At 66.2% G+C, this 22,460-nt stretch carries 23 protein-coding genes; 12 read left to right on the forward strand and 11 right to left on the reverse strand.

Annotated elements, in window-relative coordinates; translation table 11 throughout:
• Positions 1-10: 10 nt before the first annotated feature.
• The 4 genes from NWF22_RS12630 (at position 11) to NWF22_RS12645 (ending at position 3,738) form a co-directional block, all read left to right on the forward strand.
• Positions 11-664: a TetR/AcrR family transcriptional regulator gene (locus NWF22_RS12630; protein ID WP_202398472.1), complete on the forward strand. Its 654-nt coding sequence runs from the start codon at positions 11-13 to the stop codon at positions 662-664.
• Positions 665-771: 107 nt separating this feature from the next.
• Positions 772-1,986: an acyl-CoA dehydrogenase family protein gene (locus NWF22_RS12635; RefSeq protein ID WP_160902017.1), complete on the forward strand. Its 1,215-nt coding sequence runs from the start codon at positions 772-774 to the stop codon at positions 1,984-1,986.
• Positions 1,983-3,008 carry a phosphotransferase family protein gene (locus NWF22_RS12640; RefSeq protein WP_160902018.1) on the forward strand — a complete coding sequence of 342 codons (1,026 nt, stop codon included), beginning with the start codon at positions 1,983-1,985 and terminating at the stop codon, positions 3,006-3,008. Before NWF22_RS12635 ends, NWF22_RS12640 begins: the two co-directional genes overlap by 4 nt.
• The gene (locus NWF22_RS12645; RefSeq protein WP_160902019.1) at positions 3,001-3,738 is read left to right on the forward strand and encodes an SDR family NAD(P)-dependent oxidoreductase; all 738 of its coding nucleotides are present in this window, start codon (positions 3,001-3,003) and stop codon (positions 3,736-3,738) included. Before NWF22_RS12640 ends, NWF22_RS12645 begins: the two co-directional genes overlap by 8 nt.
• Positions 3,739-3,872: 134 nt before the next feature.
• Here NWF22_RS12645 and NWF22_RS12650 read toward each other — a convergent pair whose 3' ends face one another.
• Entirely contained in the window at positions 3,873-4,559 is a 687-nt protein-coding gene (locus tag NWF22_RS12650; RefSeq protein ID WP_160902020.1) for a histidine phosphatase family protein, read from the reverse strand.
• A 142-nt stretch (positions 4,560-4,701) separates the two neighbouring features.
• On the opposite strand from NWF22_RS12650, the gene NWF22_RS12655 reads away from it, so the two are divergent.
• A complete protein-coding gene (locus NWF22_RS12655) occupies positions 4,702-5,145 on the forward strand; it encodes a VOC family protein (protein ID WP_160902021.1) in 444 nt (147 codons plus the stop codon).
• Positions 5,146-5,163: 18 nt separating this feature from the next.
• Here NWF22_RS12655 and NWF22_RS12660 read toward each other — a convergent pair whose 3' ends face one another.
• Positions 5,164-6,210 (reverse strand): sigma-70 family RNA polymerase sigma factor, encoded by a 1,047-nt coding sequence (locus NWF22_RS12660; protein WP_160902022.1) that lies wholly within the window; start codon positions 6,208-6,210, stop codon positions 5,164-5,166.
• 728 nt (positions 6,211-6,938) lie between these two features.
• On the opposite strand from NWF22_RS12660, the gene NWF22_RS12665 reads away from it, so the two are divergent.
• Positions 6,939-8,081, forward strand: coding sequence for an ROK family transcriptional regulator (locus NWF22_RS12665; RefSeq protein ID WP_233751058.1), 1,143 nt, complete (start codon positions 6,939-6,941; stop codon positions 8,079-8,081).
• Between the two features lie 50 nt (positions 8,082-8,131).
• Here the strand turns inward: NWF22_RS12665 and NWF22_RS12670 are convergent, their stop codons facing one another.
• Positions 8,132-8,980 carry an ABC transporter permease gene (locus NWF22_RS12670; RefSeq protein ID WP_160902023.1) on the reverse strand — a complete coding sequence of 283 codons (849 nt, stop codon included), beginning with the start codon at positions 8,978-8,980 and terminating at the stop codon, positions 8,132-8,134.
• Positions 8,977-9,993 (reverse strand): ATP-binding cassette domain-containing protein, encoded by a 1,017-nt coding sequence (locus NWF22_RS12675; protein ID WP_160902024.1) that lies wholly within the window; start codon positions 9,991-9,993, stop codon positions 8,977-8,979. Before NWF22_RS12675 ends, NWF22_RS12670 begins: the two co-directional genes overlap by 4 nt.
• A 246-nt stretch (positions 9,994-10,239) precedes the next feature.
• Here NWF22_RS12675 and NWF22_RS12680 point away from each other — a divergent pair, with 246 nt between their 5' ends.
• From NWF22_RS12680 to NWF22_RS12695, 4 genes are read left to right on the forward strand one after another with little or no spacing between them, the layout of a single operon-like run.
• Positions 10,240-10,641, forward strand: coding sequence for a TOBE domain-containing protein (locus tag NWF22_RS12680; protein ID WP_160902025.1), 402 nt, complete (start codon positions 10,240-10,242; stop codon positions 10,639-10,641).
• Positions 10,642-10,673: 32 nt separating this feature from the next.
• Entirely contained in the window at positions 10,674-11,444 is a 771-nt protein-coding gene (gene modA, locus NWF22_RS12685) for a molybdate ABC transporter substrate-binding protein (RefSeq protein WP_373691888.1), read from the forward strand.
• Complete coding sequence (locus NWF22_RS12690) at positions 11,444-12,223, forward strand: ABC transporter permease (RefSeq protein ID WP_160902026.1); 780 nt, start codon at positions 11,444-11,446, stop codon at positions 12,221-12,223. The genes modA and NWF22_RS12690 overlap by 1 nt, the downstream gene beginning before the upstream one ends.
• Entirely contained in the window at positions 12,223-13,302 is a 1,080-nt protein-coding gene (locus NWF22_RS12695) for a sulfate/molybdate ABC transporter ATP-binding protein (RefSeq protein WP_160902027.1), read from the forward strand. The genes NWF22_RS12690 and NWF22_RS12695 overlap by 1 nt, the downstream gene beginning before the upstream one ends.
• Here the strand turns inward: NWF22_RS12695 and NWF22_RS12700 are convergent.
• The 7 genes from NWF22_RS12700 to NWF22_RS12730 form a co-directional block, all read right to left on the reverse strand.
• Positions 13,269-14,201, reverse strand: coding sequence for an adenylate/guanylate cyclase domain-containing protein (locus NWF22_RS12700; protein ID WP_160902028.1), 933 nt, complete (start codon positions 14,199-14,201; stop codon positions 13,269-13,271). The genes NWF22_RS12695 and NWF22_RS12700 overlap by 34 nt on opposite strands.
• A 319-nt stretch (positions 14,202-14,520) precedes the next feature.
• Entirely contained in the window at positions 14,521-14,655 is a 135-nt protein-coding gene (locus NWF22_RS12705; RefSeq protein WP_258321132.1) for a hypothetical protein, read from the reverse strand.
• Entirely contained in the window at positions 14,616-15,146 is a 531-nt protein-coding gene (locus NWF22_RS12710) for an acetyltransferase (protein ID WP_160902029.1), read from the reverse strand. Before NWF22_RS12710 ends, NWF22_RS12705 begins: the two co-directional genes overlap by 40 nt.
• The gene (locus tag NWF22_RS12715) at positions 15,143-15,310 is read right to left on the reverse strand and encodes a hypothetical protein (RefSeq protein WP_160902030.1); all 168 of its coding nucleotides are present in this window, start codon (positions 15,308-15,310) and stop codon (positions 15,143-15,145) included. The genes NWF22_RS12710 and NWF22_RS12715 overlap by 4 nt, the downstream gene beginning before the upstream one ends.
• 512 nt (positions 15,311-15,822) lie before the next feature.
• A complete protein-coding gene (locus tag NWF22_RS12720; protein WP_160902031.1) occupies positions 15,823-17,007 on the reverse strand; it encodes a hypothetical protein in 1,185 nt (394 codons plus the stop codon).
• The gene (locus tag NWF22_RS12725) at positions 17,007-17,327 is read right to left on the reverse strand and encodes a hypothetical protein (protein ID WP_233751059.1); all 321 of its coding nucleotides are present in this window, start codon (positions 17,325-17,327) and stop codon (positions 17,007-17,009) included. The genes NWF22_RS12720 and NWF22_RS12725 overlap by 1 nt, the downstream gene beginning before the upstream one ends.
• 275 nt (positions 17,328-17,602) lie before the next feature.
• Complete coding sequence (locus NWF22_RS12730) at positions 17,603-18,799, reverse strand: TetR/AcrR family transcriptional regulator (protein ID WP_160902033.1); 1,197 nt, start codon at positions 18,797-18,799, stop codon at positions 17,603-17,605.
• A gap of 108 nt (positions 18,800-18,907) precedes the next feature.
• Here NWF22_RS12730 and NWF22_RS12735 point away from each other — a divergent pair, with 108 nt between their 5' ends.
• Positions 18,908-20,119 carry an acetyl-CoA C-acetyltransferase gene (locus NWF22_RS12735; protein WP_160902034.1) on the forward strand — a complete coding sequence of 404 codons (1,212 nt, stop codon included), beginning with the start codon at positions 18,908-18,910 and terminating at the stop codon, positions 20,117-20,119.
• 35 nt (positions 20,120-20,154) lie between these two features.
• Positions 20,155-22,329 carry a 3-hydroxyacyl-CoA dehydrogenase NAD-binding domain-containing protein gene (locus NWF22_RS12740; RefSeq protein WP_160902035.1) on the forward strand — a complete coding sequence of 725 codons (2,175 nt, stop codon included), beginning with the start codon at positions 20,155-20,157 and terminating at the stop codon, positions 22,327-22,329.
• Positions 22,330-22,460: the final 131 nt, after the last annotated feature.

The following is a 22,460-nucleotide window of genomic DNA, read 5'->3' on the forward strand; positions in this document are numbered from 1 at the left end:
GTTGGACCTCATGACTAGCGGGACCGGCGACACCGACGTGCGTCCGGAGTCCCTCGGCCAATGGCGCGATTATGGCGAATCGACGCTGCCGGTGCCGTTGGCGGCGGCCCTCGCTGCCTTCGCCGAACACGGCTATCACGGGACGTCGGTCCGCGAGATCGCCGCGCGCGCGAACCTCTCGGTGCCGGGGCTCTATCACCACTACCCGTCCAAGCAGTCCCTGCTGCAGGGCCTGCTCGAACGCACGATGACCGACCTGCTGCATCGGTCGGAGGTGGCCATCGCCGAGGCCGGCGAACGCCCGGTCGACCAGTTCGACGCCGTCGTCGAGTCCCTTCTGCGCTTCCACATGTATCGCCGCGAGCAGGCGTTCGTGGGGTCCACCGAGATCCGCAGCCTCGATGACGGGTACAAGGCCACCTACATCAGCCACCGCGACCGTCAGCAGCACATGGTCGACGAGATCGTGTTCGCCGGTGTCGAGGCGGGCGATTTCGCCACGCCATACCCCAAGGACGCCGCCCGTGCGGTCGCCACCATGTGTGTGGGTGTTTCGACCTGGTTCAAACTCGACGGCGAGCTGGGGGCCGACGAACTCATCGCGCGCAATCTGGAGCTCGCCCGCGCCCTCGTCGGCTATCGCGCCGACGCCCACGCGGTCTGATCTCCAGCGCGGCGGACGTGGCCCCGGGTTGACCGGAGGCCGATCACCTGGCAAGGTGTCGATCGCCGAACGATCGCTCGGTCGGTGCCACCCGGTGAGGAGATGCGATGTCCGTTGACCTGCGTTACGACGACGATGTGACCGAAGTCGTGGAAAAGACGACCCGGTTCGTCCGCGAGTACGTCCTACCCCTGGAGAACGAGCACCGAGGCGACATCAACGCCGCCGGCGGCGACGACCTCCGCCGCGAGATGAACGCCAAGGCCAAGGTCGAGGGCATCTTCGCTCCGCACGCTCCGGTGCAATTCGGCGGACTCGGCCTCAACATGTCCGACCGGGTTCCGGTGTTCGCCGCGGCGGGCTATTCCACTTTCGGGCCGATCGCCCTGCACATCGGCGCCCCCGATGAGGGCAATGTGCACATGCTGGCGCACATCGCCAGCGACGAGCAGAAGCAGAAGTACCTCGCACCGCTGGCCGCCGGTGACCTGCGGTCGGCGTTCGCGATGACCGAGCCGTCGCCGGGTGCCGGAGCCGACCCCAATGCGTTGCGCACCATGGCCGTCAAGGTTGACGGTGGTTGGAAGATCAACGGCGAGAAGCGGTTCATCACCGGCGCCGAGGGGGCCGGCTTCTTCATCATCATGGCTCGCACCGCCGGTGAGCCGGGTGACCGAGGCGGCGCCACCATGTTCCTGGCACCTGCCGACGCGCCGGGCCTGTCGGTGGACCGCCACATCGTCACCACCGACCGGTCTATGATCGGTGGGCACTGTGAGGTCAGCTTCACCGATGTGTTCGTGCCGGATGAGGACATCCTCGGTGAGGTCGACGAAGGCTACCGGTATGCGCAGGTCCGGCTCGGCCCGGCACGCATGACCCACGTGATGCGGTGGTTCGGCTCGGCGCAGCGCTGCCACGACGTCGCCGTCGACTACGTCTCGAAGCGAGAAGGCTTCGGCGGCAAGCTCGGTGACCTCGGCATGATCCAACAAATGGTCGCCGACAACGAGATCGATTTGGCCGCGAGTATGGCCCTGCTGGTCAAGGCATGTCACGAACTCGACGCCGGCAGCCATGCCTCCAACGAAACATCGGTCGCGAAAACCTTTGCTGCCGAGGCATATACCCGAATCGCTGACCGCAGTATGCAGATGTGTGGAGGGCTCGGTGTGTCCGAGGACCTGCCGATCGCCCGGCTGCAGCAGGAGTTGCGTCCGTTCCGGATCTACGACGGACCCTCCGAGGTCCACCGCTGGGCGATCGCGCGTCGTGCCATCGGTCGCGCGAAGAAGGCGGCACAGGCGGTGGCCGCCCGATGAGTGAGCATCCCGCGCTGGACTCGGCGCTGCTGCGTGATTTCCTGGTCCGCGAGGGCGTGCGGGTCGTCGGCGACCTGCGGGTGGACTTGATCAGCGGCGGCAAGTCCAACCTGACCTTCAGCGTGCGCGACGACGAATCACACTGGGTGGTGCGGCGTCCGCCGACGAGTGGCCTCACCCCCTCGGCGCACGACATGAACCGCGAATGGGCGGTCACCAGCGCGCTGCAATCCACCGACGTGCCGGTGGCGCCCACCGTCGCCATCGATTCCGACGGTGACGTACTCGGTGCGCCGTTCACGGTGGTGGAGTTCGTCGACGGTCGGATCATCCGGACCGACGACGATCTCGCGGCGCTGTCCGACGATGAGATCGACCGCAACGTCGACGGCCTCGTCGACACCCTGGTGCGGCTGCACGCCGTGGACTACCAGACGGTCGGTCTGGGCGATTTCGGTCGGCCGGACGGGTTCGCGGTGCGGCAGGTGAAACTGTGGGCGCGACAGTGGGGACACGTCAAGACGCGCGACCTCGACGATGTGGATCGTCTTGTCGCAGAGCTGAATGAGCGAATTCCGTCCGAGGCCGGCACCACGATCGTGCACGGCGACTACCGGGTCGACAACACGATCCTGTCCGCCGACGATCCGGGTGTCGTTCGGGCCGTTGTGGATTGGGAGATGTCCACGCTGGGCGACCCGCTGACCGACATCGCGCTGATGTGTGTATACCGCCGCAAGGGATTTGATCGCGTCGTCGGATTCGACGCGGCCTGGACCAGCGACCGGTATCCCTCGGCCGACGACATGGCGCAGCGCTACGCCACCCGTACCGGTGGCGACCTGGGCGACTGGGACTTCTATCTCGCCCTGGCGAATCTGAAACTCGGCGTGATCGCCGAGGGAATCACGTATCGGGCGCGGGCCGGCGCGGCGTCCGACGGTGCCGAGCGCGCCGCCGAGGCGACCGGCGACTTCATCGCGGCGGGACTGAGCACATTGAGAGGGAAAAATCGTGTCTGACAACAAAGTTGCGCTGGTCACCGGAGCATCGCGCGGGATCGGCGCGGCGATCGCCGAGCGTTTCGCCGCCGACGGCTGGGATCTGACCATCAGCTCGCGTGGTCGTGAGGCGCTCGAGCAGCGGGCCGGCGAACTCAGTGATCTGGGCGCCGGTCGGGTCGAGGTGATCCCGGCGGACATGACCGACGCAGACGCGGTGGAAGGATTGGCCGCGGCGCATCGTGAGGCGTTCGGTCGTTGCGATGCGCTGGTCGTCAACGCCGGCATGGGGCAGAAGGGCAAGGTCGCCGACCTCCCGGTCCGCAGGTTCGACCGGCTCTATCAGGTCAACGTGCGCGCGCCGTACATCCTGCTGCAGTCGCTGGTGCCGGTGCTGCGGTCGACCGCCGAGATCGCCGGTGCGGCAAAGGTTATCGCCGTCGCCTCGATCACCGGTGTCTACCCGGAGCCGGAATTGTCGGCCTACGGTGCGACGAAGGCCGCGCTGATCTCGCTGTGTGAGACCTTCAATCTCGAGGAGTCTGTCAACGGTGTCAGCGCCACCACCATCGCGCCGGGCTACGTGGACACCGACATGTCGGACTGGCTCAAGGACAAGATCCCGGGCGACGAGATGATCACTGTCGGCGATGTCGCGACCATGGTGCACTCGGTGACCCAGTTGTCACGCTATGCGGTGCTGCCCAACGTCGTTCTGACGCGGCCGGGGGAGAACCTGCATAGGGCGTGACGGGGTCTCGATACGCCCGCCCGTCTCCTTCGTCGCCGGTCCGGCTACTCGACCGGCAGCTGGAGCGTCTCGTCTGCGGATGATCTGGCTGCTGATCGAGTCGGCGACGAGCGCAGCGAGGAGCCGTATCGAGATCACCGGAAGGTGGCGAGCCCGCCCTCTCGGTCCGCAAGGTGGGCGTGCTCGTTGAACGAGACCACCGACACCCCGCTGCGTCCGACGATCAGTTTCGACATCGACGCGTTGACCATCGTGCGAGCCAACGCCGGCCATGCGCTCGGCGGGATATCCCACAGCTGGGCGAGCCACTGCGTGATGGTGCCGGCCGACGACACCACCAGCACCGTCTGCCCGGAGCCGGCGAGCGCGGTGGCCCGTTCGGCCGCGGCGCGTACCCGCTTGGCGAAATCCGCGAACGTCTCGCCGGTGCCGTGCTCACCGCTCCCGCTGACCCATTCGGCCAGACCCGCGTCGAGCCGCCGCTGGTAGCTGCGTCCCTCGCGGTACTCCTCGGCGGTGGCCGAGCCCACCAGAGCGGGCAGCGCGTACTCGTTCCAGTCCGGATCGACCTCGGGAGTCGGGGCGTCGGAGAACTGCGAGAGGACTCCGGCGAGGGTCTGTGACTGCCGCGGCAGATCGCCGCTGACCGCAGCGGTGATCGTGTCGGTGAGCCCGGACAGCAGGGTGCCGGTCAGCCGTGCTTGTAGCTCGCCGGCGTCGGTGAGGCCGCCGGGCCCGTTGACCGGTGGTTGATCGGAGCCGTACACGCCGTATGCGTTCGGATCGGCCTGCCCGTGTCGCACCAGATAGATCACGCCCATGGCTCTCACCTTATGGCGTGCGGACCGGAGCCGATGAGTTCGGGCCAGTTGCGCGGTCTGCCTGTGCGGGATGATCCCGCGATCGGGGAGTGCCCCTGTGAGGAGTGCCGCTGTGAGGAGTGTCCCTGTGAGGAGGGTCGCTGTGCCGACGATGTTGTTCGTCAACCTGCCCGTCGCCGACGTTGCGCGCTCCCGCGCGTTCTTCAGCAGCCTGGGTTTCCGGTTCGACGCATTGTTCTGCGATCGGGCGACGGCGTGCTTCGAGGTCAACGACAGCTGTCGGGTGGTGCTGCACAGGGCGCAGCGGTTCGCCGGCTACGCCGCAGCAACGGTCGCCGACCCGCGCCACGGGCGGGAGGCGCTGGTGGCCATCTCGGCGTCCTCACGTGCAGATGTCGATCGGTTCGCCGACGCCGCAATGGCCAACGGGGGAACGCATCTGCGCGCGGCCGAGGACCTCGGGTTCCTGTACTGCCGCAGCTTCTGCGATCCCGACGGACATGCCTGGGAAGTATTGTGGATGGACCCGTCGCGGATACCGGTGGACTCCGACGACGACCCGGAGGGAGCGGACGCCGTCGCCTGAGTGTCAGTCACCGGAGCGTCAGTGGAACGGGCTCGGTGCGGTCCGCGCCGGCGCATCGTAGGGCGTAGGCGGCAGACCGAAGCGGGCGAAGTCCTCCTCCATCGTCTGGCTGAAGAAGGCCACGGCGTGGTCGACTTTCCCATCGTCGCCGAGGTCGAGGACCTGCAGCTGGAACGGGCGATGTACGCCGTCGGGTTCGCGCATGTACAGCCCGAAGGCGGGCTGTCCGTTCGCGACCGTCGGCAGCAGGATCTGATCGCCGGGTCCTTCGGCGGGGCAGTTGCGTCGGATGAGTTCGCCGATTGCCTCGGCACCTTGGTACCAACCGGTGAACGGCGGCATCTCCCAGATGGATTTGTCGGTGAACAGGTCGACGATGGCGTCGATGTCGTAGCGCTCGAACGCGGAGACGTACTTCGCGAGCAGGTCGCGTTTGGCCGCGTCGTCGAGGACGCTCGGTGACCGATCCGGTCCGGGTGTGTTCTTGAGCTGTTCCCGCGCGCGCTGCAGCAGGCTGTTCACCGTCGCGGTGGTGACGCCGATGGTGTCGGCCACCTCGGCGGCTCTCCACTGCAGCACGTCACGCAGGATCAGCACTGCCCGCTGCCGCTCGGGCAGGTGTTGGAGCGCGGCGATGAAGGCGAGCCGGATCGACTCGCGGGCCCCGACCACGTAGGCCGGATCGGCGTCGTCGGCCGGTGCGATCTCGTCCACCGTGCCTGCGAACGGCTCGAGCCATGGGACCTCGTGATCCTGCAGCAGGGTGTCGGTCGGGTCGAAGGCGTCGCCGCCCAACCCCGACGGCATCGGACGCCTTTGTCTGCTCTGCAAGGCCGTCAGGCAGGTGTTGGTCGCGATCTTGTGCAACCAGGTGCGTACCGACGCGCGGCGATCGAATCTGCCGTAGCCACGCCACGCCCGGAGGTAGGTCTCCTGCAGAAGATCTTCGGCGTCGTGATGCGAGCCCATCATGCGGTAGCAATGCGCGAGGATCTCACGCCGGTACGGCTCGAAAACCTCGACGAAGTCGTCGTCGGACGCGGTGTGGGTGGTCGCGGTGGACATGTGACAAAGGTTACGGGAGACCCCTGACAAGGTCAGCCCGCGAATGGATGACAAATCAGATGGAACCGCGGACGAGGCTGATGCGTCCAAAACCTGGCAGTGCGTTCCCGGCCGGTGGAAGGGGCGCGCACCGCGGCGGGGGAATCCGTCGGGTCGGCGGTTGTGAGGGGGACCGCCGACCCGCGGCGACTGCGGATCGGGGTTGGAATCACACTGCGTGCAAGTAGTCGGCGCGTAGCGCGCGGGCATATTTTCGTCGGTGAACGGCCCTGTCGGTTGATGGCGCCGGTGCCCGGCCCCGGATGCGGCGGTTGCTGGTCCAGCGACGCCGTTGCTAGCTTGATCGACATGACGCACGGCACGATCCGTCTCCGGCAGGTCACCTATGTGACCACTGCGCTGGGCTGTCGGCTGCCGTTCGCACGAGTTCTGTGTTGTCGGCGAATGCGCTGATCCAGCGTTTCCCCGCGGGCCCCTTAGGCCCACTCTCCGCCATCTCCGCACCGGCGCGCATGGCAGCGCGGCCTGGCCCGATGTGGCACATTCGATGAGGACACACACACATGACCGCAACGCTCGACCACCGATCCGCCGCGATCAACCCGGCAGCCACCCGCACGAAGCCTCCTTCGCCGGTGGGCGTCAGATCAGGCCCGGCCCGGACGTCGCCGTCTCGCACAGAGCGGGTTCGGAAGGGGGGCCCCGAGATCCACGTCGCCACTCCACAGATGCAGCTGTCGTCGAAACCTGCCGCGCTGGTGCTGCGGACGGCGCGCTTGGCCGGGCCCATCTTCCGGGACGAGGCCGCCGAACAGAGCGGACTGAGCGTGTCGACGGTGAACCGGCAGGTCGGTGCGCTGCTCAAGGCAGGGTTGCTGCGTGAACGGGCCGATCTCGCGCCGGCGGGGGCCATCGGCCGACCGCGTTTGCCGTTCGAACTCGACGTCGCCGGCTTCCTGACACTCGGCATCCACATCGGCTACAAGGTCACCTCGATCACCACCCACGACCTCTATCACCGGGTGGTCGGGGCGATCCAGATCGAGACGCCGGCGGCCGACACACCCGACCAGGTGCTCGTCGCCATCGGCGAGAGCGCGCGCCGCTTCCTGACCCGATGGACGGGTCGTCGAGTGTTGTGGGCCGGTGTCGCACTCGGCGGCCGTGTCGCGCCCGGCGGTCTCGTCGACCATCCGCGACTGGGCTGGACCGCGGCCCCGGTCGGCCCGGTGATCGCCGAGACGGTCGGGCTGCCGGTCTCGGTGGCATCGCATGTCGAGGCCATGGCGTCTGCGGAACTGGTCGTCAATCCGGAACAGAAGAAGTCGAGCTTCCTGTACTTCTACGCCCGCGAGATGGTCGGTACGGCCTTCTGTGTTCACGGGACCATCCACACGCCGGCCGCGGGACCACCGGTCATCGGACATTTCCCGACCGGGCCGACCACGTTGCTCGACCCGGAGAAGACCGGGCAGCTGGAGGCGGCAGCCAGCGACACCGGCGTCGTCGACGCGGCGCACGCGCTGGGGATGACTGTGAGCGATATCGAAGGTGTGCACGACCTCGCCCGCACCGGCGATGCGACCGCGCGGGCATTGCTCGAGGAACGCGCCGAGGTTCTCGGACGTACCGTCGCGTTGATCGCCGACATCTTCAACCCCGACCACATCGTGCTCGGCGGGCAGGCGTTCACCGACTTCCCGGCGACCCTGCCGACTGTCGCCACAGCGCTCAAAGCCACCTCGGTGGTCGCCAACCGGGATGTGCGGGTGTCCCACTCGGGGTCCACGGTGCAGCAGCAGGCCGCCGGTGCGGTGTCGTTGGACGCCATCTACGCCGACCCGCTGGAGGCGGTGGCCGTCACGGCGTGAGTGAGTCAGACGTTGCGGAAACCGCAACGTCCGACTCACGCGCCGGCCGGTCAGTCGATGGTGCGCTTGTTGTAGGCGCGCAGGGCGAACGGCGCGAAGATCACCGTCAGCACGACCGACCAGATCAGCGTCGCCAACTCCGGGTTCTGCAGGGGCCACGGCTCGTCGGGACCGGCGGCCGGACCGTTGCCCCACAGCACGCGAAGCGCCTGCACGAGCGAGGAGATCGGGTTCCATTCGGCGATGGTCTGCAGCCAGGTCGGCATCGGGTCGGTGGGCACGAATGCGTTCGACAGGAAGGTGATCGGGAACAGGGTGGTGAACATGAAACCGTTCACCGCCTCGACGGTCTTGAGCCACGACCCGACGAGGATGCCGAACCAGATCATCGCGAACCCGAACAGCAGCAGCAGGGCGAAGGCCAGCACCGCGTCGACGAAACCGTTGTGGATGCGCCAGCCGATGGCCAGGCCGGTGATCGCCATCACGACGATGCCGATCGACGAGTGCAACAGACTGGCGATGCTGCGTCCGATGATCACCGCGGAGCGTCGGATGGGCAGGGACCGGAACCGGTCGATGATGCCCTTCTCCAGATCGGCGGTGATGCCGGTGGACACGATGAACGCGGTGAACACGATGGTCTGGCCCATGATGCCGGGCAGCAGGAACTCTTTGTACGACGATCCGCCGGTGTTGGTGATCGACGCGCCGAACACATAGGCGAACAGCAGCACGAACATGATCGGCTGGATGGTGACGTCGGAGAGCATCTCCGGCATCCGTCGGGTGTGGATCATGTTGCGTTTGACCATAATCCAGGACTGCTGCCAGATGGTTGTCTGATGGATTTCCGGGCGCTGGGAGATGGCGCTGCCGGTGAACGCGGTGGTGGTCATGCGTTCTGCTCCTCTTCGGTGGAGGTTTCGTCTTCGGCGCGGTGGCCGGTGAGGGACAGGAACACGTCGTCGAGGCTGGGCCGTGCGAGGCCGAGATCGTCGACAGCGATGCCGCTCTCGTCGAACCACCCGACGACGCGGGTGAGGTCGGCCAGCCCGTCGGCCGCGGTGGTGAGTTTGCGGGCGCCCTCGTCGATGAAGACCTCGCCGCCGGTCTTGCGTAGCAGCGCCTCGGCGGCGGGGATGTCGGCTGGGTCGGAGACGGTCAGCACGAGGCTCGCGGCCCCGGCCTGTTCCTTCAGCTGCAGCGATGTGCCTTCGGCGATGATCGCGCCCTTGTCGATCACCACGATCTTGTCGGCGAGGTGATCGGCCTCCTCGAGGTACTGGGTGGTCAACAGGAGTGTGGTGCCCTCCCTGACCAGGTCGCGCAGCACATCCCAGAGCTCGGTGCGGCTGCGCGGATCGAGTCCGGTGGTCGGCTCGTCGAGGAACAGCACCGGTGGGGCGGCCAGCAGGCTGACCGCCAGATCGAGGCGACGACGCATGCCGCCGGAGTACGACTTGACCTGCTTGTCGCCCGCGTCGCTCAGCGAGAACTGCTCGAGCAGTTGTTCGGATCGCCGGGTGAGATCCTTGCGGCCGATGCCGTAGAGGCCACCGATCATCCGGAGGTTCTCGCGGCCGGTGAGGATTTCGTCGACGGTGGCGGCCTGACCGGTCAGCCCCATGCTGCGCCGGACCATGTCGGGTTGCTCGATGACGTCGTATCCGGCGACTCGTGCGGTACCGCTGGTGGGCGGCGACAACGTCGTCATCATCCGGACAGTGGTGGTCTTGCCTGCACCGTTCGGTCCGAGGAGGCCGAGGACCGAACCCTGGGGAACGGTGAAACTGACGCCGTCGACCGCGGTGAAGTCGCCGAAACGCTTCACGAGATCGACGGCCTCGATGGCGACGTCGCGCGTCGACGGGGTGGCCGGCGCTACCGCCGGAGCAGTGGGTGAGCTCATGATTCTCCACGTTATCGATGGGGTCTGACAGATGGCGAGCCAATTTTCGGTGTCGGGACGGCGCTGCCCCGTCAGGTACACAGACCCGCGCGCCTCCCGAAACTCATCGCCGCAGCGCTGCGGCGAAGTCCGACATGTCAGATCACGGTAGAACTTCAACTTCACTCGAAGTCAACAATGGGGAAGAATTCCGATTCTTCGGTAATTTCGGCTTGAAATATACGATTGTGCGGTTAATGTCGAGTGGTGTCGATGATCCGGATCAGAGATGCTGCCGTACTGCTGGGTGTCAGTGATGACACCGTGCGCCGATGGGTGAGCGCCGGGCAACTGAGCACCTCCGGTAGCCGGCAGGGAGTGGCGACTGTCGACGGCGCCCAACTGGCCGCCCTCGCGCGCGACCGCGCGCGACGCCCACCCGACGACGGCAGCGCGGTGCTGCGTTCGGCACGCAACCGCTTCACCGGGCTCGTGACCGAGGTGATCGCCGACGGCGTGATGGCGCAGGTCAGCATGCAATGTGGGCCGTTCGAGGTCACGTCCCTGATGAGCTCGGAGGCGGCGCGGGAACTGGCGCTGCAGCCGGGCGTGGTGGCCACGGCGGTGGTCAAGGCGACCACCGTGATCGTGGAGCGACGGGCCGACTGAGCGGGCGCAGGGGACCAGATGAGGGAGAGCACGTGAGATTTTCGGGACTCGTTGGCCGAGGGTGTGCGGTCATCGGTGTGTCGCTGTGTGTCGTCGCGGGAAGTGTGGCCTGTTCGAATGACGGCACCGGTTCGCACACGGTCCTCGACGTCTATGCCGCGGCATCGTTGGAACAGGCCTTCACCGAGATCGCGGACCTGTACGAGAGGGCACACGACGGCGTGGACGTGCGGCTCAACTTCGCCGGATCGTCGGCGCTGGTGACCCAGATCGAGCAGGGCGCAGACGCCGACGTGATCGCCACCGCGGATGAATCGACGATGCAGCGTCTCGGGGACACCGCGGTCGATCCGACGATCTTCGCGACCAACACCCTGGTCATCGTCACCGCGTCGGGCAATCCGACGAACATCGACGGGTTCGAGAGCCTCACCAACCCGGACATCTCGACCGTGGTGTGCGCCGTCGAGGTCCCCTGCGGTGCCGCGACCGCCCAGGTGGAACGCGACACGGGCATCGAACTGTCGCCGGTCAGCGAGGAGACCTCGGTCAGCGCGGTGCTCGCGAAGGTCACCTCCGGTCAGGCCGACGCCGGGCTGGTGTATGTCACCGACGCCAAGAACGCCGGAAACGGGATCTCCGCGGTCGGCGACCCGGCCTTTGCCACCGTGGTGAACTCCTATCCCATCGCGACGCTGCGGGACGCGGCGCACGCAGAGGACGCGCAGATGTTCGTCAGCATGGTCCTCGGCCAGACCGGTGGGGAAGTGCTCGGCGCCGCCGGTTTCAACCCACCGGCCTGATGCGCCGGATACCGCGGTGGCTCTATGCGCCGGCTCTGCTCGGGATGGCATTCATCCTGATCGGTCCGGTCGCGCTGGTGATCCGGATGCCGTGGCACGACTTCGTCGCATCCGTGACCGCGGAGGCCTCTGTCGATGCCTTGCGGTTGGCGGTGGTGACGGCGTTGACCAGTACGGTGCTGTGTCTGCTGGTCGGGGTACCGATGGCGGTGGTGTTCGCCCGATCCGACGGGATCATCGTGCGCGTGATCCGGGCGTTCGTGCTGTTGCCGTTGGTGTTACCCCCGGTCGTCGGTGGGCTGGCGCTGATCTATGCGCTCGGCCGCAATGGCCTCGTGGGTCAGTACCTCGACGACGCCGGGATCACCATCGCCTTCACGACGACGGCGGTGATCGTGGCCCAGACCTTCGTGGCACTGCCGTTCCTCGTGATCAGTGTGGAGGGGGCGCTGCGTTCCACCGACGGCGAGTACGAGCAGATCGCCGCCACGCTGGGTGCGGGCCCGACCCGGACATTGTGGAAAGTGACACTGCCGCTGGTGGTTCCCTCGCTGCTGGCCGGTACCGTGCTGGCGTTCGCCCGCGCGCTCGGCGAGTTCGGCGCCACCATCACGTTCGCCGGCAACCTGCCCGGCACCACCCAGACCGCGCCGCTACGGATCTACCTCGACGCGATCAACGATCCGGCGCAGGCGTTGCCGTTGGCACTGGTGCTGATGGTGGTCGCGCTGGTCGTGGTGGTCGCGGTGCATCTGCGGCCGAGTCGGACGGCGGCCTGATGGGCGGATTGTCGGCGCGGGTGCGCGTGGCCAACCCCTCGGTTTCAGTGGATCTCGATGTTGCCGCCGGCTCCACGCTGGCGGTGATGGGGCCGAACGGAGCAGGCAAGAGCACCGCGCTGTCGGTACTGGCGGGGCTGCGACGGACCGCCGATTCGACTGTGTTGGTGGGGGACCGGATGCTGCAGGACGCCCGGCAGTTCGTGGCGCCACATCGTCGCTCGATGGCGCTACTCGCGCAACGACCACGCCTGTTCCCGCATCTGAGCGTGCGCCGCAACGTGGCTTTCGGGCCGTCCGCCGCGCGATTGGGGCGGACCGAGATCGCGGCCCGGACCGAGCATTGGCTGCGTGTGGTGGGGGTCGACGACCTTGCCGACCGCATGCCCGGCGAGCTGTCCGGCGGTCAGGCGCAGCGGGTGGCGCTGGCCCGCGCACTCGCGGTGCAACCCGACGTGCTGTTGCTCGACGAACCGTTCGCGGCCCTGGATATCTCGGTGGCGCAGCAGATCCGATCGCTGCTACGGGATCTGCTCGCGGAGCGTCGCGGCGCCACCGTGCTGGTCACCCATGATCTGATCGATGCCGTCGCGCTGGCCCGTGACGTTGTCGTCCTCGACCATGGTCGGGTCGTCGACGAAGGGCGGACCGCCGACGTGCTCACCCGGCCGGGGCATCCGTTCACCGCCTCGCTGTCCGGGTTGAATCTCTTCGTCGGACGGTTCGATACCGATGCCGTCGACGACGGTGCCGGCCGGCGGGTGGTCGGTGTCGCCGCCGATGATCTCGGTGACGGGCAGGCGTGCGCCGCCGCCTTCTCGCCGCGGGCGGTGGCCGTCTATCTGAAAGCGCCGCACGGTAGTCCGCGGACCGAGCTGCGCGCACAGGTCACCGATGTGCTACCTCGCGGCGACCACGCGGTGGTGCGTGCGCTGTGCGGTGATCAGGTCGTGGACGCAGAGGTCACCTGGTCGGCGGTGACCGACCTCGGTATGGCCCCCGGGCTGGAGGTCACGTTGGTGGTGAAGGCCAGTGAGGTGCGGATCTACCGTGTGCCGCCGGCGACCGGTCCGTCGTAGTACTTGTTGGCCTCCAGGGTTTTCGCCTTGAGGCGTCGATATCCGCGGACGTTCAGCGACGGGATGGACCGGAGATAGAACCGCTCGTCCTCGACGAGGCCGATGGCGACCGCGTCGTCGACCAAAATCGTTCCGGGACGGGCCGATCCGGCCAGCCGTGCGGCGATGTTCACCGGCTCACCGAACACGTCGCCGAGCCGACTCAGCACCCGCCCGCGGGCGAGGCCGACGCGCAGCGGCGGGATGTCGTCGGACTCGGAGAGGCGGTGGATCGCGATCGCGATCGCGGCGGCCTCCGATGGATGGTGCGCGGTGAACATCACCGCGTCACCGAGGGTCTTGATCACGTGCCCACCGTTGGCGACGATGATCTCGAAGGCGTTCTCCTCGAACGATTCCAGCAGCTGCTCCAGTTCGTCGAGGGCGATCCGGCGAGACAAACTGGTGTAGCCGACGATGTCGGCGAACCCCACCACCAGATCGTGGCTCTCGTCGGACTCGAGTTCCACGCCGTGGTCGAGAGCCAGGGCCAGGTGCCGGCGCCAGATCAGCTGTTGCACCTGCCCGAGCGCTGCCGACATCTGGTCGATGGTGAACGGGACGTCGGGGTCGCGGTCGAACTCGCGGAGTTGGTCGGCCTGCCAGTCCGCCAGGCGGGCCATCGTCTGGCCGATGGCCCGCGCGGTGGCCACCTGCGCGGTCTGCGGCATCGTGTTCTCGGAGTCGGCGAACAATCGCAACGCGTCGAGATCGGCCTCGGTGAAGATCTTGTCCGGCGTCGAGGTCCGCGCGAAACCGAAGGCGTTCCAGATCTTCTCGGCGTACTCGGGGCTCAACCCCAGCTCGGCGACGAGCTCGTCGCGGGTGTAGCGGGGCTCGCCGGTGCCCGGTGCGGTCATGGCGTCAGCTTAGGTGAGGCCGGTTGATGCGGGGTCGGGAAGGTCGCGCGCCCAGTCATCATTCGCGCGTGAAATTTCGCGCGCGGATGATCGATCCACGCGCGAGATGTTGTCGGCGGTGAAGGCAACAGGGTGCCCGCGGGTCATCCGGACAGTGCGTTTCCCGTGAGAAGACCGAGCGCGAAGGTGAGTAGGGACGGCGCGCCTATGAGCTTGGTGACGAGATTCTCGGCAGCATCCGACAGGACGTAGGACCAGTCCCATCGGGTCGACTCGGCACCATGGCGAGGCCTGTACCTGCGGCGCGGCGGTGGAGGTGTCACGAAGACGTGAAGTATCCGATGAGCAGCCCGAGAGCGAACGTCAGGATGGGGTAGGTGATGAACATCGAGAACTTGCCACTGAAATAGGTCTTCAGTTGACGCCACTTGTTGGGATCGTCGTCGTCAGCCACTGGTGCTCCATTTCCTTGATCTCGGTTTCTACGGTGTCCCATCGGGCCAACGTGGTTGTGGCGGTGAAAATTGTGAGCGCTGCGCTTCCGTCGGGTGTTTGATAACTCAGTTGCGATCGTCTGACACGCAGGTTGTTGTCGGCGGCGGTGTAGATACCTTCGTCCGAGCAGAGGTAGCCGTCGTACTCGGTCTCGTGCCCGAGTATCGTCGCCCCGCCGAGAGCGGCGATGTCGAGTGTGGTGTCGATCTCGGAGAGACGGATCACCTGGGTGGTGTCCAGGTTGAAGTACTGGATGGCGACGTTGGAAACGAAAGGCGGTGTCGGTGTTTCCGAGCGCAAGAGCACGCGACTCGCGCTGGCCGCGTGCGCGCGGTCAGTATCGAGGTCGTACCACGCCGGGGGTGGGGTGAAGTCAAGGGAAGGTGTCGTTGCGCGCAGCGTTGCGGGCGCGCCGAGGTTCACGATCGCGTACTCGATGACGGAAATCATTGTGGTGAGTCCGCGAGCCATCCGCCGACTAAAAGGCCAGCCATCAAACTAACACCGGACGGCAGGCTCACGAGGTAGTAGCTGAACCACGAGATGATTTCAGCAGCGTGGCCTTGCCGCGCCTCTTCGCCAGATGAGTGCCGGGGCTTGTAGGTGATTTTCATCAGGTCAAACGGTCCCTTCACCGATTACGTGCATCTGCGCCAACTGCCGATGACGGCCCGGGTGGCAACCCCCGAGTTCATCGGCAGTTGGCGCAACTCTTCACAGTACGAAATAACCGAGTGCAAGGCCGAGTAAGAATGTAACAATGGGATAGGTGACGAACATGGACAGCCTGCCGGTGAAGTACCTCTTCGGCTGTTTCCAGTTCGGGGTATCGTCGTCGCGTTGATTCAAGCTTGTTCAGTTCCTGACTCGCTAGATTGAGTTGCTCAATTTCGCTGTGTTTGTTCTGCGAACATCTGAGGTGCGCCCACGAAAGGACAGTCAAGATTGTCCTGTCAGGGCGACAGTTCGATTCCGAGGAAGACCCCGATGGTGAAAGTCACGATGGATGGAAGATTTTCCAGGTAAGTCCTGGTCCATGGCCACGTCCCTGACAACCAATATGACCACCCGCGTGACTGCGACGAGGCTTGGTGCCGGGGCCTGTGTCGACGGAGATTCTTAGACATCAGTCGAATAGTCCTTTCACCCATTTTCCAGCACTTGCGCCGACACTACTTCCGATCGCAGCGCCGATGCCTGCCCCGATCGCGGTGCCGACAGGCCCCGCAAATGAGCCAATAGCTGCGCCGGCCATGGCACCACCTGCCCATCCGCCACCGACTGCACCGACGATGGCAGCTGTGGTGTCGCCGCCGTCCTGCTCACCGTTCGCGAACTTTAGACCCTCGTCTGCGACTGTGACTCCCAACCCGACGATGTTGGCACCGCGGGCGAGGTTCTTCCCAATTGAACCGGCCCGAGCGATGTCGTCGGCGCTCATTCCCGCTCGGCTAGTGGAGTGGCGGCCCCCTGGCCTCTGTGTGTCGTACGCGTAATGCATGTCGTTGCCGCGTCGCTGAACGGTTGCGATTGCCCCAGTCACCGCCGGCCCAGCCAGACTCATCCCCTGCTCGAGTCCCAGCGCGTTCTTGATGTACGTCTCGCGCGAGGGATCGAGGCCGATGTCCTCGCCGGCCTTGAGTTGCTCCAATTGCTCCGGGGTGAGGTTCATGGCGCGGAGGAATCTGCCGCGCTGCTCGGGGGTGGCGGTGCCGTTGCGGATTGCCTCGGCGTCCCCGGACCCCAGTGTGGAATCGATGATCCCGCGATTTGCGGCGGTCGCGGCCGGAGTCATGGCCGCGATCTCCGAGAGTGCGGAGTTGATCGCATCGCGTGCTGCTGTGACTTCATCATCCGCTGCCGACCCGAGTGCGTGCAGGGCCGAGTGGTGTTCGTATGCCTTCCCCGCGTCGAACTCGGACGATTCCTCTGGTGCCCGTGCCGGATCGAAGTTCACCGTGTAGATGCGGCTCCCGCGATCCAGGATGTAGCCGTCGGCGTCCGCAAGAGTCGTTCGGTTGGCCAGCGCGGTCATCGCGCCGCGGATACTTGCCTGTCCGGCCGTCAGCGCCGCGGCGATATCGCCGTACTCGTCGCTGACACCCAAGATCCACTTGGTCAGTGCGGACGCCCGATCATCCGCCGGCGCCCGCGACTCACCGGTCCATTCATCGCGCGAGAGATCGAGAACCGGGTTCCCGGCTTTCGGCGCTTCCACCTCGAGATGGGCCTGCAACTGGACGATCCCGTTGGCGATGGACGTCATGACCTCGGGATTCCAGGCCGCGACCTCGTTGTAGCTCGGTGGCATCAGTCGTGCTGCACCGACATCAAGACGCTGAACGGAACTGTGCGGTCGACTTGTTGGCCCTGACGGGTGGGGTAGGGCACAGCATCCCGGATTCGGGCAGCGCCGGCCTCATCGGTGTCGCCGGCTGTGTTCTTGGCGGCGAGCACCAGCTCGGAGAACGCCGACACCGTCCCCGAGACGTTCTCGAGTGAAGTGGCGATTGTGTCGTCCGCGCTCGCGGCCACCGCGGACATGTCGCTCGTCGCTCCCGTGAACTGGCCGGCGAGTTCACTGAAGGTCGCCGTGGTGCCGTTGAGGCCCGCGAACGACGTGAGAGCCATGAGTCGTGAGGCGCACCGGGATATCTCCGTCGCTGCTGCTCCGAGAGACGTTGGGTCGACAATCAACTCCGACATGGTTCCCCCCGACATTTCCCGACCTGACTTGTCCCCTCGAGCACGATAACCCGACCTGGTGCCCCTCCTCGAATTCTGTCCACTTCGGGTCAGTCTGACGAACGACACGATCCGTCAGCTGTATGCACACCGCTCCGCCGGCGGAGCCACGGGTCTCGATGCGCGGCTCCCTCGTCGCCGCTCCTCGACCATCGGGAATCTCAGATCCCCAGCACACCCTTCATCAAATACGCCATCTCCGCGCCGAACTCGGGCCGGTGCATGCCCCGGCGCATGCGGATCGCGTCGTTGACCACAGACAGCGAGGCGTGCACGTCGACCGCCGCCTGTTCGCGGGAGAGTTCCGGGTCGGCCTGCATCAGCAGGTCGACCCAGCGCGCCACATATTTGCGCTGCACGTCGACGAGATCCGCGGCGTTGGGTTGGCCGGCGAGTGCGTAGGCGTTGTTGAACGACACCGACAGATCGGGCGTTGAGGTGATCACGTTGACATACGAATCAACCAGCAGCGCAAGCAGTTTGGCGGGATCTGACGTGGACGCGTAGGCGGCCATCACCCCGGCTTCGAGGCGGGTGGCACTGCGTTGGCCGATTCCGGAGAGGATCGCCAGCTTGGAGCTGAAGTGCTTGTAGACGCTGGGGCCGGTGATGCCCACCGCGCCGCCGATGTCATCGACGCCGACGCCGCTGTACCCGCGCTCGGCGAACAAGGCCGCGGCGGCGTCCAGGATCTCATCTCGCCGGGTGGGCACTCCGGCGCCGGGCGGAGGCGATGGAGGCAACGGCGGTGCCGATGCCGGGCGCAGGGCGATCACACGGCGGACCAGTCGGTCGATCTCGGTCAGCGCGCGAGTGGTCGAGAGCCGGGTGTTGTGCACCGACAGGCTGCCCGCCACACTCAGCACAGCCCAGGCGAGCGTGACCGCCTCCCGCTCGGACAGATCGGTGCCCTCGGCCAGCGCCGCGCCCCAGCGGTGCAGGATCGCCCGGGTGCGCAGCACCACCTCGCGGTTCTGTTCATCGGTCAGGTGTTGGCTGGCCCAACGCCACAGTGACGTCGACTGTGGCCGTCGTACGCCCAGCGAACACACCGCCGCGATCAGTTCGGTCGGGTCGGTGGCGTCCGGCCTGGCGAGCGCCCGGTCGGTGCAGGTCTCGAGATCGTCGACCCCGGCGAGTACCGCAGCATCCAGCAGTGCCTGTTTGTCGTCGAAGTGCCGATACACCGACGGTGCGGTGACTCCGGCCGCCCGGGCGATGTCGGCCAGCGACACCTGGGTGTACCCGCGATCGGCGAACAGCACAGCGGCCTGCTCGACGAGCTGGCGCTTGCGGTCGGCCGGCCGGGTGCGCCGGGACGATTTATCGGGACTCATGGTTAATCGACCATAGCGCATATTTGACGTTACAAGGGAGCGCCTGACCACCTGCTATAGCCAAACAAGTTATTCCACGTTAGCCTTGAAGGGTAACCACACAAGGTTCATGCGAAAGGAACACTCAACGTGGCTGATCAAGCATTCATCTACGAGGCGATCCGTACGCCCCGTGGCAAGCAGCGCGGCGGCTCGCTGCACAGCGTAAAGCCGGTCGACCTGGCCAGCGGTCTGATCAACGAGGTGTTGTCGCGCCACGGATCGCTCGATGCGTCCGAGGTCAACGATGTCATCCTCGGTGTCGTCTCCCCCGTGGGTGAGCAGGGTGGCGTGATCTCGCGTACCGCCGCGATCAACAGTGGCCTGCCCGAGAACGTGCCCGGCACCCAGATCGACCGATTCTGCGCGTCGGGGCTGGAGGCCGTGAACCTCGGTGCATCGAAGATCGCCGGCGGATTCGACGACCTGGTGCTGGCCGGTGGTGTCGAGTCGATGTCACGCGTGCCGATGGGCAGCGACGGCGGTGCCCTGTTCACCGACCCGACCACCGCCTACGACGGCTACATCGTGCCGCAGGGTATCGGCGCAGACCTGATCGCCACCATCGAGGGCTTCTCCCGTGAGGATGTCGACGGCTACGCCGCCGAGTCCCAGGCGCGTGCCGAGAAGGCATGGACCGCAGGCTACTTCGCGAAGTCGGTGGTCCCGGTGCGCGACATCAACGGCGTCGTCGTGCTCGACCACGACGAGCACCGTCGTCCCGGCTCGACCGTCGAGTCGCTCGGCAAGCTCAAGGCCGCTTTCCAGGGTCTGGCCGACATGGCCGGCTTCGACGACGTCATCCTGCAGAAGTACCCGAACGTGGAAAAGGTCAACCACGTCCACACCGGTGGCAACAGCTCCGGCATCGTCGACGGCGCGGGCCTGGTGCTGCTCGGCACTGAGGAAGCGGGCAAGCGCAACGGGATGACCCCGCGCGGCCGCATCGTCACCTTCGCCCAGGTCGGCAGCGAGCCGTCGATCATGCTCACCGGCCCGACGCCGGCCACCGAACTCGCGCTCAAGCGCGCTGGCATGACCGTCGACGACATCGACGTCTTCGAGCTCAACGAGGCGTTCGCATCGGTCGTCATGAAGTGGATGAAGGACCTCAAGGTTCCGCACGAGAAGGTCAACGTCAACGGTGGCGCCATCGCCATGGGTCACCCGCTCGGCGCGACCGGTGCGATGATCCTCGGCACCTGCCTCGACGAGCTCGAGCGCACCGGTGGTCGCTACGGCCTGGTCACGCTGTGCATCGGCGGCGGCATGGGCATCGCCACCATCATCGAGCGTCTCTGACCTTCCACTTCACAGAAAGGCATCTCACAAACGCTATGAGTGACAACATGATTGCCTGGGAGAAGGACGCCGACGGCGTCGTCGTCCTCACCATGGACGACCCCAACCAGGGCGCCAACACGATGAACGCGCTCTACCAGGAGTCGATGGCGGCGACCGTCGACCGGCTGGAGGCCGAGAAGGACGACATCACCGGTGTCGTGCTCACCTCGGCGAAGAAGACCTTCTTCGCCGGCGGGGACCTCAAGCTGATGACCAGCGGACACGGCGACAAGACCAAGGAAGAGGTCGCCACCGAGATCACCAACAACACCAACGGCATGAAGAAGGTGTTGCGTCGTCTCGAGACTCTCGGCAAGCCGGTCGTCGCGGCCATCAACGGTGCCGCTCTCGGCGGTGGCCTGGAGATCGCGCTGCACACCCACCACCGCGTGGCCGCGGACGTCAAGGGTGTCCAGATCGGTCTGCCCGAGTCCACCCTCGGCCTGCTCCCCGGTGGCGGCGGCGTGGTCCGCACCGTCCGTCTGCTCGGCATCCAGAACGCGTTGATGGGTGTCCTGCTGCAGGGCACCCGGTTCAACCCGACCAAGGCCAAGGAAACCGGTCTGATCGACGAGGTCGTCGGCTCCATCGAGGAATTGGTGCCCGCCGCCAAGGCCTGGATCGCCGCGAACCCCGAGGCCGCGCAGCCGTGGGATGTCAAGGGCTACAAGATGCCCGGCGGCACCCCGACCAACCCGAAGCTGGCCGCGAACCTGCCGGCATTGCCGTCGTTGCTGCGTAAGCAGCTCAAGGGCGCGAACATGCCGGCCCCGCGCGCCATCATGGCCGCCGCGGTCGAGGGTGCCTACGTCGACGTCGACACCGCCGACATCATCGAGACGCGCTACTTCGTCTCGCTGGTCACCGGCCAGGTCGCGCAGAACATGATCAAGGCGTTCTTCTTCGACCTGCAGCACATCAACGGTGGCGGATCGCGTCCGGAGGGCTACCCCAAGTACACCGCCAAGAAGGTCGGTGTCATCGGTGCGGGCATGATGGGTGCCGCTATCGCCTACGTGTCGGCCAAGGCCGGCATCGAGGTCGTGCTCAAGGACATCGACATCGAGGCCGCGAAGAAGGGCAAGGGCTACTCCGAGAAGCTCGAGGAGAAGGCACTCGCCAAGGGCAAGACCACGCAGGAGAAGAGCGACGCGCTGCTCGCCCGGATCCACCCGACCGTCGACCCCGAGGACTTCAAGGGTGTCGACCTCGTCATCGAGGCCGCCTTCGAGTCGGTCGAGGTGAAGAACAAGGTCTTCGCCGAGATCGAGGACATCGTCGAGCCGAACGCCATCCTGGGTTCCAACACCTCGACGCTGCCGATCACCATCCTCGCGCAGGGCGTCAAGCGCCAGGAAGACTTCATCGGCATCCACTTCTTCTCGCCGGTCGACAAGATGCCGCTGGTGGAGATCATCCGCGGTGAGAAGACCTCCGACGAGGTGCTCGCCAAGGTCGTCGACTACACCCTGCAGATCCGCAAGACCCCGATCGTGGTGAACGACAGCCGTGGCTTCTTCACCAGCCGCGTCATCGGCACTTTCGTCAACGAGGCGATCGCCGCCGTCGGCGAGGGCGTCGAGCCGGCCTTCATCGAGCACGCGGGCGGCAAGGCCGGTTACCCGGCTCCGCCGCTGCAGCTGATGGACGAGCTGACCCTGACCCTGCCGCAGAAGATCCGCAAGGAGACCGAGGCAGCGCTCAAGGCCGAGGGCAAAGAGGTCCCGCAGCACGGTTCGTTCGGCGTCAGCGACTGGATGGTCGAGAACGGACGCACCGGCCGTAAGGACGGCGCGGGCTTCTACGACTACGACGAGAACGGCAAGCGTGGCCTGCTATGGCCGGGTATGCGTGACCACTTCAAGTCGGGCAGCAAGGTCATCCCGATGGAGGACATGGTCGAGCGCATGCTCTTCGCCGAGGCCCTCGAGACGGTGAAGTGCTTCGACGAGGGTGTGCTCACCTCCGTCGAGGACGCCAACATCGGTTCGATCTTCGGCATCGGTTTCCCGGCGTGGACCGGTGGTGTCATCCAGTACATCAACCAGTACGAGGGTGGACTGCAGGGCTTCGTCGACCGTGCCAAGGACCTGGCGAGCAAGTACGGCAGCAACTTCGAGCCGCCGCAGAGCCTGGTGGACAAGGCAGCCCGTGGTGAGAAGTTCTAGGGCGAAAAGTTCTGAGCTGACCTGAGCTGACGAAAGGGCCCCGTCCGGATTTGTTCCGGTCGGGGCTCTTTGCCGTATGTCCGAGCCAGATGATGGTGGCCCGGATTTGCGGCGGTCACGATCAGGGCGGC

Source organism: Gordonia mangrovi, assembly GCF_024734075.1.
Classification (GTDB): Bacteria; Actinomycetota; Actinomycetes; order Mycobacteriales; family Mycobacteriaceae; genus Gordonia; species Gordonia mangrovi.

Bases quoted from the DNA above. Each gene is read 5' to 3' on its own strand.
- NWF22_RS12690 (WP_160902026.1), top strand. From the start codon at position 11,444: ATGCGCCGGATACCGCGGTGGCTCTATGCGCCGGCTCTGCTCGGGATG.
- NWF22_RS12665 (WP_233751058.1), top strand. From the start codon at position 6,939: ATGCAGCTGTCGTCGAAACCTGCCGCGCTGGTGCTGCGGACGGCGCGC.
- NWF22_RS12675 (WP_160902024.1), bottom strand. From the start codon at position 9,993: ATGAGCTCACCCACTGCTCCGGCGGTAGCGCCGGCCACCCCGTCGACG.
- NWF22_RS12695 (WP_160902027.1), top strand. From the start codon at position 12,223: ATGGGCGGATTGTCGGCGCGGGTGCGCGTGGCCAACCCCTCGGTTTCA.
- NWF22_RS12660 (WP_160902022.1), bottom strand. From the start codon at position 6,210: ATGTCCACCGCGACCACCCACACCGCGTCCGACGACGACTTCGTCGAG.
- NWF22_RS12700 (WP_160902028.1), bottom strand. From the start codon at position 14,201: ATGACCGCACCGGGCACCGGCGAGCCCCGCTACACCCGCGACGAGCTC.
- NWF22_RS12740 (WP_160902035.1), top strand. From the start codon at position 20,155: ATGAGTGACAACATGATTGCCTGGGAGAAGGACGCCGACGGCGTCGTC.
- NWF22_RS12635 (WP_160902017.1), top strand. From the start codon at position 772: ATGTCCGTTGACCTGCGTTACGACGACGATGTGACCGAAGTCGTGGAA.
- NWF22_RS12730 (WP_160902033.1), bottom strand. From the start codon at position 18,799: ATGCGCTATGGTCGATTAACCATGAGTCCCGATAAATCGTCCCGGCGC.
- NWF22_RS12670 (WP_160902023.1), bottom strand. From the start codon at position 8,980: ATGACCACCACCGCGTTCACCGGCAGCGCCATCTCCCAGCGCCCGGAA.
- NWF22_RS12715 (WP_160902030.1), bottom strand. From the start codon at position 15,310: ATGAAAATCACCTACAAGCCCCGGCACTCATCTGGCGAAGAGGCGCGG.
- NWF22_RS12650 (WP_160902020.1), bottom strand. From the start codon at position 4,559: ATGGGCGTGATCTATCTGGTGCGACACGGGCAGGCCGATCCGAACGCA.
- NWF22_RS12720 (WP_160902031.1), bottom strand. From the start codon at position 17,007: ATGCCACCGAGCTACAACGAGGTCGCGGCCTGGAATCCCGAGGTCATG.
- NWF22_RS12640 (WP_160902018.1), top strand. From the start codon at position 1,983: ATGAGTGAGCATCCCGCGCTGGACTCGGCGCTGCTGCGTGATTTCCTG.
- NWF22_RS12725 (WP_233751059.1), bottom strand. From the start codon at position 17,327: ATGGCTCTCACGTCGTTCGCGGGCCTCAACGGCACCACGGCGACCTTC.
- NWF22_RS12630 (WP_202398472.1), top strand. From the start codon at position 11: ATGACTAGCGGGACCGGCGACACCGACGTGCGTCCGGAGTCCCTCGGC.
- NWF22_RS12710 (WP_160902029.1), bottom strand. From the start codon at position 15,146: ATGATTTCCGTCATCGAGTACGCGATCGTGAACCTCGGCGCGCCCGCA.